This window comes from Pricia mediterranea (genome assembly GCF_032248455.1).
GTDB classification, from domain to species: domain Bacteria; phylum Bacteroidota; class Bacteroidia; order Flavobacteriales; family Flavobacteriaceae; genus Pricia; species Pricia mediterranea.
Genome location: NZ_JAVTTP010000001.1, coordinates 773,390 through 787,958 on the forward strand (window position 1 = coordinate 773,390; position 14,569 = coordinate 787,958).

At 46.0% G+C, this 14,569-nt stretch carries 15 protein-coding genes; 5 read left to right on the forward strand and 10 right to left on the reverse strand.

From position 1 onward, the window contains the following. Positions 1–861 carry a DUF6265 family protein gene (locus tag RQM65_RS03335; RefSeq protein WP_314012722.1) on the forward strand — a complete coding sequence of 287 codons (861 nt, stop codon included), beginning with the start codon at positions 1–3 and terminating at the stop codon, positions 859–861. A 618-nt stretch (positions 862–1,479) separates the two neighbouring features. Here RQM65_RS03335 and RQM65_RS03340 read toward each other — a convergent pair. The 5 genes from RQM65_RS03340 to RQM65_RS03360 all read right to left on the reverse strand — a co-directional run bounded on the left by RQM65_RS03340 (position 1,480) and on the right by RQM65_RS03360 (position 5,703). Next, a complete protein-coding gene (locus RQM65_RS03340; protein WP_314012723.1) occupies positions 1,480–1,755 on the reverse strand; it encodes an ATP-dependent Clp protease adaptor ClpS in 276 nt (91 codons plus the stop codon). A 40-nt stretch (positions 1,756–1,795) separates the two neighbouring features. Further along, entirely contained in the window at positions 1,796–2,626 is an 831-nt protein-coding gene (gene prmA / locus RQM65_RS03345; RefSeq protein WP_432279836.1) for a 50S ribosomal protein L11 methyltransferase, read from the reverse strand. A 400-nt stretch (positions 2,627–3,026) separates the two neighbouring features. After that, on the reverse strand, positions 3,027–3,776 hold the full coding sequence (tpiA, locus tag RQM65_RS03350) for a triose-phosphate isomerase (protein WP_314012726.1): 750 nt from the start codon (positions 3,774–3,776) through the stop codon (positions 3,027–3,029). A 223-nt stretch (positions 3,777–3,999) separates the two neighbouring features. Next, positions 4,000–5,097 carry a BT_3928 family protein gene (locus tag RQM65_RS03355; protein WP_314012728.1) on the reverse strand — a complete coding sequence of 366 codons (1,098 nt, stop codon included), beginning with the start codon at positions 5,095–5,097 and terminating at the stop codon, positions 4,000–4,002. Between the two features lie 66 nt (positions 5,098–5,163). Further along, the gene (locus tag RQM65_RS03360) at positions 5,164–5,703 is read right to left on the reverse strand and encodes a DUF1599 domain-containing protein (RefSeq protein ID WP_314012729.1); all 540 of its coding nucleotides are present in this window, start codon (positions 5,701–5,703) and stop codon (positions 5,164–5,166) included. 105 nt (positions 5,704–5,808) lie between these two features. Between RQM65_RS03360 and folP the strand changes: the two genes are divergently transcribed. Both folP and RQM65_RS03370 read left to right on the forward strand, forming a co-directional pair. Then, positions 5,809–6,633: a dihydropteroate synthase gene (folP, locus tag RQM65_RS03365; RefSeq protein WP_314012731.1), complete on the forward strand. Its 825-nt coding sequence runs from the start codon at positions 5,809–5,811 to the stop codon at positions 6,631–6,633. A 21-nt stretch (positions 6,634–6,654) separates the two neighbouring features. Continuing rightward, positions 6,655–7,443, forward strand: a complete 789-nt coding sequence (locus RQM65_RS03370) for a diadenylate cyclase (RefSeq protein ID WP_314012733.1) — start codon at positions 6,655–6,657, stop codon at positions 7,441–7,443. 292 nt (positions 7,444–7,735) lie between these two features. On the opposite strand, the gene RQM65_RS03375 is transcribed toward RQM65_RS03370, so the two are convergent. Further along, a complete protein-coding gene (locus RQM65_RS03375; protein WP_314012735.1) occupies positions 7,736–9,502 on the reverse strand; it encodes an ABC transporter ATP-binding protein in 1,767 nt (588 codons plus the stop codon). Beyond that, positions 9,495–10,253, reverse strand: a complete 759-nt coding sequence (gene truA / locus RQM65_RS03380) for a tRNA pseudouridine(38-40) synthase TruA (RefSeq protein ID WP_314012737.1) — start codon at positions 10,251–10,253, stop codon at positions 9,495–9,497. The genes RQM65_RS03375 and truA overlap by 8 nt, the downstream gene beginning before the upstream one ends. 158 nt (positions 10,254–10,411) lie before the next feature. Here truA and RQM65_RS03385 point away from each other — a divergent pair, with 158 nt between their 5' ends. Beyond that, positions 10,412–10,924: a metallophosphoesterase family protein gene (locus RQM65_RS03385; protein ID WP_314012739.1), complete on the forward strand. Its 513-nt coding sequence runs from the start codon at positions 10,412–10,414 to the stop codon at positions 10,922–10,924. A gap of 22 nt (positions 10,925–10,946) precedes the next feature. Here RQM65_RS03385 and RQM65_RS03390 read toward each other — a convergent pair whose 3' ends face one another. The 3 genes from RQM65_RS03390 to RQM65_RS03400 form a co-directional block, all read right to left on the reverse strand. Continuing rightward, positions 10,947–11,075 carry a hypothetical protein gene (locus RQM65_RS03390; protein ID WP_314012741.1) on the reverse strand — a complete coding sequence of 43 codons (129 nt, stop codon included), beginning with the start codon at positions 11,073–11,075 and terminating at the stop codon, positions 10,947–10,949. Positions 11,076–11,125: 50 nt separating this feature from the next. Next, positions 11,126–11,944, reverse strand: a complete 819-nt coding sequence (locus RQM65_RS03395) for a glucose 1-dehydrogenase (RefSeq protein ID WP_314012743.1) — start codon at positions 11,942–11,944, stop codon at positions 11,126–11,128. A gap of 162 nt (positions 11,945–12,106) precedes the next feature. Further along, positions 12,107–12,517, reverse strand: a complete 411-nt coding sequence (locus tag RQM65_RS03400; RefSeq protein ID WP_314012744.1) for a DUF4293 domain-containing protein — start codon at positions 12,515–12,517, stop codon at positions 12,107–12,109. A gap of 210 nt (positions 12,518–12,727) precedes the next feature. Here RQM65_RS03400 and rho point away from each other — a divergent pair, with 210 nt between their 5' ends. Then, positions 12,728–14,428: a transcription termination factor Rho gene (rho, locus tag RQM65_RS03405; protein WP_314012745.1), complete on the forward strand. Its 1,701-nt coding sequence runs from the start codon at positions 12,728–12,730 to the stop codon at positions 14,426–14,428. The last annotated feature ends 141 nt before the right edge of the window (positions 14,429–14,569 follow it).

Here is a 14,569-nt window from a genome sequence, read left to right on the forward strand (position 1 = left end):
ATGAAATACATTTTCACACTTTTAATGCTATTTCTCACTGACATAGCCTTTGCTCAGTCAGATTTTCCCGACTTTTTGCAAGGAACTTGGAAAATGGAGAATAAAGAAAGCTACGAACACTGGGACAAACTCAACGAAAATACCCTTAAAGGTTTCACCTACAAAATCAAAGATGGACAATTACGAGTTTCCGAATATCTTGATATTTCCCGAAATAAAAATCAAATCATCTATACAGCCACCGTTTTAAATCAAAACCAAGCAAAAGGTATCGAGTTTGAACTAACTAAAATAGACAGCACTTTTACTTTCGAAAACCCAAAGCACGATTTTCCAAAGAAGATAGTTTACCAAAAACGAAACGAGTCAGAAATTTTTGTTCAGGTGTCCGATGGCAAAAATGGATTTTCCTTTAAAATGAAAAAGCAGGATGGGCAGGCTATGGAAAGAGACAGCAGTATTGCGAATCCAAACTATGATGCCTCGTTGGCAAACAAATTAGGTGCGGACGATTATGGAATGAAAAGTTATATTTTCGTTGTGCTCAAAACAGGCAGTAACAAAACGACCGACAAAGAACTCATTAGTGAAGCCTTTAAAGGCCATATGAGTAATATAAATCGCCTTGTAGAAAAAAGGAAACTGATTGTAGCGGGTCCTTTTGGCACAAACGACAACGGCTATCGTGGTATTTTTATCTTCGACAATGTGGCAAGTATTGAAGAAGCAAAAGAATTATTACAAACTGACCCGGCCGTTAAAGCGGAATTATTGGATTTTGAACTTTACAATTGGTATGGCTCGGCTGCATTGCCCGAATATTTAAAGTTTTCAGATAAAATATGGAAATTAAATCCTTAAAGTTTATCGACCGAGCGACACAAGTAAGGATTCAAAACCGTATAAAACCGCAGATGGAACAATGCATTGGCATTGTTGGGACGCAAAATTTTACAAAGCTCGAAGAAATTGTAAAACCAAAAAACTAACACGAATTTCCGCAAAGATCTGCCAACCTTCGGGCGTAGCAAGTAAATAAAAGAGATGCAGGTTCTGTACAAAATCAAGTAGATGTAATAACGGGGCTATACAAAGGCAAAGAACCCTTCAAGCCCATATTCGACAAACTCATTTCTATTATCCAGAATTTTGGAAACGATATTGAAATATTACCCCAAAACGCTTACGTGAGTTAAGTTAAAAAAAAGTTTGCAACTTTAAATCCCACGACAAAACCTATTTTCAAATACGGATTAACTTTAAAAAGCAAGAACCCAAAGGGAAATTATAACTTAAAAAACCAAATTGAAAGCTACCCCGTCTTCGTAATGTTGAAACTAAAATTTTCGATTCCAGTCGTCGAGGTTGGCGTCGTTAGCAACTTAGCGCCATATTAATTTGAATCGTCTGATTACCCAGGCCCGTGAAACTAGATCGTCAGCTCGCTTGCGATCTGATAGAATTTAATACGCCAGTGGCTTACACAATCTCCGCACTAAGTCCCGCCTGAAGCAGCCCGCTGCAGCGGGGTTCCAAATCGCTGTATTCGCCGGTCTTGACTGTACACTTGCCGTTGTAGTGGACAATGAGTGAACATTGTTCGGCCTGATGGGGAGTGTGATCGCAAATGTCCATCAAGGTTTCGATGACATGGTCAAAAGTATTGACCTCGTCGTTAAAGAGAACAATTTCGTGTTGTTTTACCGTTTCTTCCTTGAGAAGAACGTCTTCCAATACTTTTTCTTTGGTACTCATGACTGCTGCTTTTCCTTTCAATTTTATTCTCGTTATCAACCTAAAATACATATTTTGCGGCAACCCATCGGTTCTTTTCCAGGTTTTTTTCCCACCGAAGTCCGTTTTCCGCACATTTCGCGGATATCATGGGAATATCTTCCGCGTAGAAACCACTTACAAAAAGTATTCCGTTTTTGTTCAAGTTTTTGACGTACACGGGAATGTCCCGAAGCAGAGTGTTCCGGTTGATGTTGGCTAGGATGACATCATATTTTAATTTACCTAAAAGAGCCACGTCCCCTTCATACACATTGATTTGTGGACATCCGTTTCTGGCCACGTTCTCCTTGGCATTGAGAAAACACCAGGTATCGATATCGATGGCATCGACATAAGTCGCGCTCTTCATGGCGGCAAGAATGGCGAGTACCCCGGTGCCGCTACCCATGTCGAGGACGGACAGAGCTTCGAAATCGTGGTCCAAAATAAACTGCAACATCATGCGGGTGGTCTCGTGGTGCCCGGTACCGAAGCTCATTTTGGGTTCAATGACGATATCGTACTCCACCTCCATTTTTTTGTGGAAAGGAGCCCGTACCGCGCAGCGATTGTCAATTTGGATGGGCTTAAAGTTGCGCTCCCAGTCCGCATTCCAATTTTCTTGTGGAATTTCTGTATAGGATTGGGATATCTTGAAATCCGGATGTTTTAGTATTTGGATGGCATTTAATATATCGTCTCGCCAGTCTTCTTTTTGGATGTAGGCGAGGACACCATCATCGTTTTCCACAAAACTTTCGAATCCCACCTCCCCCAGCTCGGCAATAAGGATGTCGGATGCGGGATGCAAAGGCTCGATTTTAAACGAATACTCGATATATATTGACAAATTTGTAGCTGGTTTATAGGTTACCATGGTTCCCTACGGTTTGACGCCAAAGGGCTGTGATGCGCATTGGTCATTGAACATAGCATCTTCGGCGTATTTTAGCGGCAAATGAAATTGTCTCCAGACAGGGCCGGCTAGGTATCAGAGCCAAAATTCGAAAAACAAAAAACTAGACTTTTTGTCATGGCTCTTGGTTCAATCATCCAATAACACGAATGACACACTGAATATAAGTGAATTGGATTGTAAACTTACAAACCACTAAACTGGCCAATCGTTGGAAAAAGCTGGCGATCACGGGCTATCGGCCCGGGTAAGAAGCTTGGCTCTTATTTCTCTATATTTTGATTGTCCAATTGTTGCATCCGAGCCAGGGTCTGGGAATTCTATGGATAAAAACTTAAATAGCCTTTATGATTTCCACAAAATCATCGGCTTTCAGCGATGCCCCGCCGATGAGTCCCCCATCGACATCGGGCTTGGAGAAAATTTCCTTGGCGTTGGCGGGTTTTACGCTGCCGCCGTACAAGATGGACACCTTATCGGCTACCGAGCTGTCAAAGGCCTCCGTAATGGTCTTGCGGATAAAGGCGTGCATTTCCTGCGCCTGTTCAGGTGATGCGGTCTCCCCAGTTCCTATGGCCCAAACAGGTTCGTAGGCCAGAACGATATGGGTCCACGCCGATGCATCCAACGAAAAAAGCACATTTCTCAATTGGCTTTCGACTACCTTAAAATGATTGTCGGATTTGCGGTCTTCGAGTTGCTCGCCGAAACAGAATAGAATCCGCATCTCCTTCTCTATCGCGGTCTTTACCTTTTTGGCCAAAATCTCGTCCGTCTCCCCGAAAGAGGCGCGACGTTCGGAATGCCCGATGATAACGGTGTCGATATCGATATCCAACAGCATATCCGCGGAAATTTCCCCGGTGTACGCCCCGCTTTCGGCAAAATGCATGTTCTGGGCGATGACCTCTATAATTGACTCATCCAAGGCGCTTACCGCTGCCGTAAGGTTGACGAATGTCGGGGCGACCATGACCTCCGCCTGGGTATCGGGCAACTTTGCGGCCAGTTCGTTCAATAATTCCCCCGTTTCGGTCGAGGTCTTGTTCATTTTCCAGTTTCCTGCTACTATTTTATTTCTCATTTTCTCAGTGTTTAAAAGTTTTATGCCTGTGTTTTAGATATCTATAGGGCATTTTATCCCATTATATTCTCGCCAAATTAAATGTTTCGGGCGAACAGTCGGGGGCTTTTGGCCCAATCGAACTAGGTCTCGACTGCGCTCGACCTGACAAACCTCGACTGCGCCTGTATCGAGTGGGATCTGGAATGCGCTCGACCTGACATGAAGGGGTCGAGGTAACATTTTATTCAAATTTCAATTGATCCAAGTCGTTATAGTGCACCTTCTGTCGTATCGTTCCCTTCTCCAACACCAGCACCCCGGGATTGGAGCGGACGATGGTCTTCAGGGTGGTCTCGTCCGTAAAATAAAACTCAAAATCCAAATTATAATCCTCGACCAAACCGGAGGTTCGTTGTTCGTCGGAAGCGGACATCCCGATGACCTTATAGCCCTCCTCCAAGGCGGCATCGGTTACCTTTTTTATTCCATCGTATGCATCTTCATTGGTCTTTGCCAGGTCATAGGCGATGACCATGACCAGTTTAGGCTCCTGCAAGAGCGAAGCGGCAAAATCCTCACCCTGTTGCTCGATCGTGAAATCGTGAATGGGCGGTTCGTATCCTTTTTGGACTTCCGTGGTCTCCACATCGATGAACTCCCCGTCCACCGAGGGGTAGTCCCCTTGGGTCACGATTATTTTTTCCTCTCCGTCAACGTTGAATCGCCAAGCGTAATCGTAAACCGGTTTTGGGGCATCCTCGGGTACGGCCATTCCCTCCTCGATATTGGCACCGATCTTATAGGGCCTAAAATCGACCACCGGCAAATGGTTCAGCACATGATTGCAATACACGATAGAGAACACGACGGCGAGCAAGGTTATAATCCGAAGGGCTCCCCTGCTGAACAACGGGCTAATATATTTTCTACCAAAAAATAGGATGAGGATCAATACCAAGAGGATGATATCTTTGGTAAACGATTCCCAGGGCGTTAATTTGATGGCATCCCCAAAACAGCCGCAGTCCGTTACCTTGTTGAAATAGGCGGAATAAAAGGTCAGGAAGGTAAAGCCGATAATCATGATGAGCAGGCTCCAAACCGTGAATTTTACCCGATACCCCAATAAAAGTACGACCCCCAGCACCACCTCGAAAATGACCACAAAAATGGAAATAGCCAGCGCATAAGGCTCCAAAAAGGGAAGGTCGAGCACCCCTTGACTGAAATACTCCTCGAGCTTAAAGGAGAAACCTACGGGATCGTTCAGTTTTATCAGGCCGCTGAAAATAAACAGTATTCCGACTAAAATTCTACTAATGTTTACAAGATACTTCATATGGCTAAATTCCTTCGAAACGGTTACTATATTCAAAGATTAGGGTCAAAGGATTTTCTGTTGAGGTCAAACGCTTTTCAAATGTATCAGCGCAAAGACCGCATAGTTGACCATATCTTGGTAATTGGCATCGACCCCCTCACTAACGGCGGTTTGACCCTTATTATTTTCTATTTGCTTCACTCGCAGCAATTTTTGCAAAATGAGGTCTGTCAGCGAACTGACACGCATATCGCGCCAAGCCTCGCCGTAATCGTGGTTTTTGTCCTCCATCAATTTTTTGGTGGCTGCAGCATGCCGATCAAAACGTTCTAGCGCCTCCTCGACCGAAAGGTCCGGCTGCTCGGCCACGCCCTCTTCCAATTGTATCAAAGCCATAATGGAGTAGTTGACGATACCGATAAACTCCGAGCGTTCGCCCTCATCCACCTTTCGCACTTCGTTTTCCTGTAAACTACGGATGCGCTGCGCCTTGATAAACAATTGATCGGTAAGCGAGGGGAGCCTCAGAATACGCCAGGCACTGCCATAATCCCCCATTTTTTTCGTGAAGAGCTCCCGACAAATCTGTACCACCTCATCGTATTGCTCGGAAGTATGTTGCATAAATGGATATGGATTGCGTAAATTTCGTCCGTTTTCAGGAACCGATCAAAGTTCGTGTTTTAAACTTGTTTTATCAAATCGAATCGGCAATACCTTTTTAAGCCTATGACCCTCAACTGCAAAGGCGAACTTATCGACCTCTTTCGAACCAAGGTGATGGGCATTCTGAACATTACCCCCGATTCCTTTTACGATGGAGGAAAGTATAAGGATGGGAAGGCGGTGCTGCAACAGACCGAACGCATGCTGAACGAAGGGGCTACTTTTATCGACGTCGGCGCCTACAGCTCCCGTCCTGGGGCAGATGCCGTTTCAGAGGATGAGGAGCTACAAAGGATATTGCCCATAATCGGGATGCTTCTTCGGGAATTCCCACAAATCATTTTATCCATTGATACCTTTAGAAGCGAGGTGGCCAAAAGCTGTCTGGACGTGGGTGCGGCGATAATCAACGATATCTCCGCCGGAAAGCAGGATGAAAATATGCTTCCGACCGTTGCGCGGTATAAGATACCCTATATAATGATGCACATGAGGGGCACCCCAAAGACCATGCAAAATCAGACGGATTACGAAAATATCGCGGTGGACATGCTGCGGTATTTTTCGGAACGTATCGCAAAGGCCAGAAAGCTTGGGATTACGGATATCATCATCGATCCAGGATTCGGCTTTGCCAAGACCCTGCCCCAGAACTATGAGCTGCTATCGAAATTGGAGTTGTTTCAGAATTTGGAGTTGCCCCTTTTAGCGGGACTCAGCAGGAAATCCATGATTTACAAGGCGCTCGACACGACCGCCGAAAAAGCCCTCAATGGCACCACCGCGCTTCACATGGTCGCCTTGATGAAAGGCGCCAATATTTTAAGGGTTCACGACGTTAAGCAAGCAATGGAATGTATTGCCCTGACAGAAAAATTATTTCGCTAATTTTACAAAAACACCTACAGCTTGGATTTCCTTAATTTTCTAGAGTTCAATATTACCGATGTCATCGACATCGTCTTGGTAGCCATTCTATTGTATTACGTTTACAAATTGGTCCGCGGTTCCGTGGCCATTAATATCTTTATCGGGATTGTCATCATTTGGGCCTTTTGGAAGCTTACCGAACTCCTCGATATGGAGATGATAAGCAGTATGGTCGGTGGCTTTATGCAGGTGGGACTTATCGCTTTGATCATCGTCTTTCAGCAAGAGATCCGAAAATTTCTGTTGATGGTCGGGTCGACCAATTTTGCCAATAAACGGAAGTTCCTCAAACATTTTAAGTTCCTGAGAACGGAAAGCATAGGTCCCGATACAAATGTCGATGCCATTATTGCAGCCTGCGAAAAAATGAGCTTGAGCAAAACCGGTGCCTTGATCGTAATAGAACGTAACAACTCCCTTGATTTCGTGAAATCCTCCGGAGATCAAATGTATATTCAGGTGAACCAACCGATTATCGAAAGTATTTTTTACAAGAACAGTACCCTGCATGATGGGGCGGCCATCATACAGAGCAATTATATCGTAGCGACCCGGGCCATTCTTCCGGTTTCCAACGAACGTAACATTCCCCTTCGCTTCGGCCTTCGCCACCGCGCTGCCGTCGGTATCACTGAAAAGACCGATGCCCTGGCCCTGGTGGTAAGTGAAGAAACAGGGAATATCTCCTATCTCCGCAACGGGGAGTTTGTCGATTACGAAGGTCCGAAGGAACTGACATCCATGTTAAAGGAGGATTTGATCGAATAAAACAAAAATCAATCCGGCGTTTTCATCCCGAAGATGCTGAGCTGGCCACTAGCCTCCGCAACCTTTGAACAAAGACCATTTCACTGAAAAAGCAAGGACAATAGATTAATTGAAAATCAATGCGTCTTTGCTCGATAATCGAGCTTTGCATGTTCCGAGTCTTGGCTTGACATACTTAGTCGTCTCCCTACGAATGCCTCTTGGGCTTGTCCCGAGGTTGTTTACTTCTTATTCTCTAGCGCAGCGGTCTTTTTGTCAAATTTGCGAACGGTTGTGAGTGCTGGCAAGATAATCACGCCACTTCCTCCGCCATAAATTGCGCTTCGTACAGACTTCGATAGTACCCATCTTGCTTGAGCAGCTCTTTGTGGCTTCCAGTTTCCACAATCTTTCCGGCATCCATTACTATAATACGGTCCGCTTTTTTAATAGTGGCCAGGCGATGTGCGATGATGATGCTGGTGCGACCCTCTGTTATTTTTTCCGTGGCGCGTTGTATGAGCTGTTCGGAATAGGTATCTACCGAAGAGGTGGCCTCGTCCAACACCAGAATGCTGGGGTTACTTACATAGGCCCGTAGAAAGGCGATCAGCTGTCGTTGGCCGCTGGAAAGCATAGAGCCCCTCTCCTTAACGTTATAATGGTACCCCCCGGGAAGACTGGTGATAAACTCGTCCACCATGATTTCCTTGGCCGCGGTCTTAATGCTCTCCAAACTGATAGAGGGATCCTTAAGCGAAATATTGTTGGCGATGGTATCGGCGAAGAGAAATACATCCTGCAAGACTACGGCGATATGCGAACGCAGCGAAGCCAATTTGAAATCCTTGATATCGGTACCATCTACTTCGATACATCCGGAATCGATTTCGTAGAACCGGCCGAGCAGGTTGATAATAGTGGATTTTCCCGCCCCCGTGGCCCCGACGATGGCAATGGTCTCCCCCGCCCTCACCTCGAACGAAATGCCGTGAAGCACCTGTTCGTCCTCCAGATATCCAAAATACACGTTCGAAAACTTGATGTCACCTCGGACTTCCTCTTTGTCAATGGTACCGACATCTTGGATGTTGCTATCGGTATCAAGAATCCTGAAAACCCGATTTGCGGCGACCATGCCCATTTGTAGGGTATTGAACTTATCGGCGATCTGCCGCAACGGGCGGAACAGCATATCGATAAGCAAAATGAACGCGAAAATGGTACCGAACTCTTCCCTTGCCAGATTCGTGACATTAAGCAGGCCCCCATACCATACGATGAGACCCACCGCAATCGAAGTAACGATTTCCGCGATGGGAAAAAAAATGGAGTTATACCATACCGTCTTAAGCCAGGCTTCCTTATGTTTTTCGTTGATGACCCTGAACTTGTCGCTCTCGATTTTCTCCCGGGTGAACAGCTGCACGATCTTCATCCCGGTAATACGTTCCTGCACGAAGGAATTCAAGTTGGCCACCTGCGCCCTCACCTCGGTGAAGGCAATCTTCATCGCCTTTTGGAACTGTCGGGTAGCATATATAATAATGGGAAGCAATAGAAACACGATTAGGGCCAGTTTCCAGTTCATATATAGCATGACCCCGGCTGCGACGAACATTTTCAACAGATCGGCAACGATCTGAAAGAATCCCTGACTGAAAATCTCCCCGATCCTCTGCATATCGGCTACGGCCCTCGTGACCAGGACCCCGAGGGAGGAGTTGTCGAAATACTTCATGCGAAAGCCGAGCATGCGACGGAAAAGATCTACTCGAATATCCCTGATAACGGACTCGCCAAGCCAATTGGCGTAGTAATTAAAGCCCAGCTGACTCACGACCTGGCCGAGCAACACCCCCAACATCGCCAAGGTAAGAAACAACAGGCGGTCGGCGTCGCTCTGTTTTATGGCATCGTCGATAATCTGTTGCAAGAGAATGGGAGTCATCACCGCAAAACCTGACAAAAGAATGGCAGCGAGAGCGACACCGAAAAAAGTCCATCGATACGGGCGGGTCCTCCTTAATAAACGGTTGAACAACCGCAGATCGAATGCTTTTCCAGTATCTTTATCCATGTTTGCCTAAAATCTTTTGGGGGTATAGGACCGAGGTCAAATATAAGCCTTTTGCAGGTACCGATGGACCGGCAAGGGAACGGTCTTTTGCATTTAATATCCTTTTAACATCGGCGATTGTCCACTTGTCCTGTCCTACCAATAACAGGGTACCGACCACGGCCCGGACCATGTTTCGCAAGAACCGGTCCGCCGTAATGGTAAATACCAGTTTATCATCACACGTTATCCATACGGCCTTTTTTACATCGCAGCGATATGTCTTAACGTCGGTTTTGGTCCGTGAAAAACACTCGAAATCCTCATAATCCAACAAAAGTGCCGCAGCTTGGTTCATTGCCGGAAGGTTTAAAGGATGCCTTACGTAATGGGCATAATCGGAATAAAAGGGATTTTTTTCCTGAACGATCCAATATTCGTAGGTGCGCTCTATGGCATCGAAACGGGCATGGGCCTCTTCGGGAACCTTGAAAATACATTGTACCGCAATGGCAACGGGCAGATACGCGTTTAACCGATAGATCAGCTTTGGGATGCTTGAATTGAGTGGTCCAACGGCCTCAAAGTGGGCGAACATCTGTCGGGCGTGGACCCCCGCGTCGGTGCGCCCCGCCCCTATCGTTGCTATCGGATGCCCTAAAAGGGTGGACAAGGCCTCGTCGAGCACCTGCTGCACGGTTATCGCGTTCAGTTGTTTTTGCCACCCGTGATAGGGTTTTCCGAAGTAGGAAAACTGGATGAAGTATCTCAAGGGGATTCTTTAGTTTTGTGAAGTTCCAAAGATACTGAAGATCGGACGGATGTCCCGCGTCCGTTTTTCAAGTTTACCGAGGCGAACATTGAACATTGCCTCCTGCCGTAAACTGATTCAAGATCCTAACTCCTAACTCCTAACTCCTAACTCCTAAAATGACCAAGGTCCTACTCCTCTCCGACACCCACTCCCACATCGATGAAAAAATCCTGAAATATGCCCGACAAGCTGATGAAATCTGGCATGCCGGGGATATCGGCAGCCTTGATGTGACGGATACGCTCCGCAAAATAAAGCCCGTTCGTGGAGTCTATGGGAATATCGATGATAAGGATATTCAAATGGAATTTCCCCTGAACAACCGTTTTCGATGTGAAGATGTGGAGGTGCTTATGACCCATATCGGCGGATATCCACCCAGATACAATGCCCGTTCAAAATCTCTCATACTAACAGATCCGCCTAAGCTTTTTATTTGCGGACATTCGCACATTTTAAAGGTAATGTGGGACAGAGAACGCGGTATTTTACACATGAATCCCGGGGCCTGTGGCATTCATGGTTTCCACAAGGTCCGCACCATGCTACGCTTCGTTATCGAAAGGGAAAACATTAAAGACCTGGAAATTATAGAACTGGGGAAACGGGGAGGTGGTGACAACCTTTAAAATGTCGTAGCTTGAACCCATGTTAGTTGAAAACATACCCCAACAACCAGTACAGTATGATAAAGGCGAAAATGGCAAAACAGCCACATTTACCGCCACTTAATTTTTTGGCGCCCCAACCGGCCAACAAGGCCCGTAGTATTTTTTTCATTTTCTATATTTTAAAGGTTGTTACTTCCAATATTTGCCGCTTGATCCACACTACCCATTGGTGGCAAACCCCGGGTAACAGGTCATTCCCCCGTCTACAAAAACAGTGGTGCCATTGATATATTCGCTTTCATCGGAGGCCAGCCAACTCGCCACGCTTCCGATGTCTTCCGGTATGCCGATCCGCTTATAGGGTATCAGCTTTAACATGCCTTCCGCACCTTCCTCGTTGCTCCATACCGCCTTATTGATATCGGTTTTCACGGCACCGGGTGCAATGCTGTTACATCGTATCTTCTTGGGCCCGTACTCCTGACAGATACTTTGCATCAACATGGTCAGAGCGCCCTTGGCAGCCGCATAATTGGCATGTCCCGCCCACGGGATGATCTCGTGTACCGAACTCATGTGGATGATCTTGCCTAGGGACTTGGACACGTCTTTACGCATGCCTCTGCGTAAAAATTCGTTAATCGCCTCACGTGCGCACAAAAACTGCCCCGTTACATTTACATCCAACACTTTTTGCCAGGCTTCCAAGGGCATTTCATGCAGGGGATGATCCATCTGTATACCTGCATTGGCGACACAGACATCCACGGTACCAAAATGCGAAATGGTTTTTTTGAATAGAGCCTGTACCTCACCCTCTTTGCTGACATCGCATTGTACGACGATAGCCTTCCCACAGTCCGACTGCCCCTCAATCCAGTCCGCGACCTCCTCGGCCTCAGCTGCATCGCTGAGGTAATTCACGACAATATTGGCGCCTTCCGTACCCAAGGCCTTGGCCACGGCCTTTCCGATACCGGAACTCGCGCCGGTAACGATACAGGTTTGATTTTCTAATCGCTTATTGGGTTTTTGCATGGTCGTTGTTCGCGGATTACAGCTGCTAAATGTATTTAAAAATAGCTTGGTTTCTTCAAAAAATTCATTAGGGATACAATTTTGACCGTTTGGGTCCATAAAAAAGCCCCGATGCTTCCATCGGGGCCGTACACACTAAATTCTACTAAGTAGATGTTGGTCTTATCGCAAACGATCCACAGATTTTACAAGATCTTCATCCTTCTTGATGGCCCTATTGGCAAGAACCAACAAAACGATAGAAAAAATAGGAATCAGCATCCCAATACCCTTCTCCGAGACGGTAATCTCTCCAGATAAATTTAGCGATCTGTAAACGAAAAATCCCAATAAAAAAAGATTCAATATCATGTTCAGTCGGTTGAGCACAAACTGATTTTTTCTTTTCCTGTAAACAACGATGGCGATAAGGGCCAATACTGCCGAGGCATAAAAGGCCCCGGAAATCAAAATATCGTGTTTGGCAAAAATCTCGTTCCCATCGGCATCGGACCATAAATTGACCCAAAATGGTAGTATGCCCGCAACGAGCATAACAAAAAACAAATATACGGTCTGGATTCTTTGAATCATTGCACGAACAGGATTTCGAAGTGCAAAAGTACAGGCTTTTTAAAAAAAAACACCTTTGTATTGAAAATAATTTGTAATATTGTGCCGTTGTAGTGTTACAACACTTACTTCAACGGAAATCTTTCCCGAGTAACACCATCGAACCCGAGTAACACCATCGAATATACACTTCTTGTTATTCTTATTTAGACACATAATATATTTTACTTAATGTTTGAAATTTCAGATTTAAAAGCAAAAAAGCTTCCTGAACTTCAGGAAATAGCTAAAAGCCTCAATGTACCCAAATTCCGATCTTTAAAAAAATTGGATCTGGTCTATCAGATTCTAGACCTACAGGCGGCAAATCCCAAAATCGCCTCGGAAATCGCTTCCGCGGAAAAAAACGACGAAGGAAACCAGTCCAAACCGAAGCCAAAACCAAGGGCTCAAAAGGCAAAGGCCCCCAAGACAAAATCGGACAAGACCTCAAGCGATTCGTCGGACGATACCAAAGGGTCTAAAGACGCTAAGGATTCCACTGATAAAAAGGACTCCAAAGTAAACAAGGATCCAAAGGTTTCGAAAAGCACTAAGGATTCAAAGGAGTCCGACAACAAATCAAAAGAAACCAATAAACCACGACCGCGTTCGCAAAACAAGAAATCCTCTAGTTCCAAAAAGGATCAAAAAAGCAATTCAGGCCATAAAAGCCAGAACGGTTCCAATAAAAATCCTCGACACCAGAAGAGCGGTCACGACAAAAGCAATTTCGACAAAGATCTCAAGAATCGGTATAAAGCACCTGAATATGAGTTCGATAGCATTATCGAAAGCGAGGGGGTCCTCGATATCATGCAAGACGGCTATGGCTTCTTACGTTCCTCGGATTACAACTACCTTTCATCGCCGGATGATATTTACGTCTCGCAGTCGCAGATCCGACTTTTCGGCCTAAAGACCGGCGATACGGTACTGGGCAATGTACGCCCCCCGAAGGAGGGTGAAAAATACTTCCCGCTGATCAAGGTCAACAAGATCAACGGAATTGACCCACAGGTTGTACGCGACCGGGTATCTTTTGAGCATTTGACCCCACTGTTTCCCCAAGAAAAATTCAATATCGCGGAACGGCAAAGCAATATCTCGACCCGGATCATGGACCTCTTCTCCCCTATCGGAAAGGGACAACGCGGTATGATCGTCTCGCAGCCCAAAACAGGCAAGACCATGTTGCTGAAGGCCATCGCCAACGCCATTGCAGCCAATCATCCCGAAGTTTTCCAGATTATTCTTTTAATCGACGAACGCCCAGAAGAGGTGACCGATATGCAGCGGAACGTACGAGGCGAGGTGGTTGCCTCTACCTTTGATAAAGAGGCTACCGAACACGTGCGCGTAGCCAATATCGTACTGGAAAAGGCAAAACGTCTGGTAGAATGCGGCCATGATGTGGTCATTCTCTTGGATTCCATCACCCGGTTGGCAAGAGCCTACAACACGGTACAACCCGCTTCCGGTAAGGTATTGAGCGGAGGTGTCGATGCCAATGCACTGCACAAACCCAAACGTTTCTTCGGCGCGGCCCGAAACATTGAAAATGGAGGATCGCTATCTATCATCGCTACGGCACTGACCGATACCGGTTCAAAAATGGACGAGGTAATCTTTGAAGAATTTAAGGGCACCGGCAATATGGAGCTTCAGCTCGATCGCAAAATCGCCAATCGGAGGGTCTGGCCAGCTATCGACCTCACTTCCTCGAGTACGCGAAGAGACGATATTCTGCTAGATGATAATACCGTTCAACGTATGTGGATCCTACGCAAGTATTTGGCGGACATGAATCCTGTAGAGGCCATGGAATTTATCGAACAACGGATCAAACAGACCAAAAACAACGAGGAATTCCTTATGACCATGAACCAGTAGTACCGCTGGCGCAGTAAAAACTTCAAATCCCAAGCTCCAATTTCTTGGTAGTTTGGGATTTTTTTTTGGGCAAACCCATGAACTAAACGGATTGATTTCCCTCCACTACACCAAATCGATTCGAACCGCCCCCGACCTCCA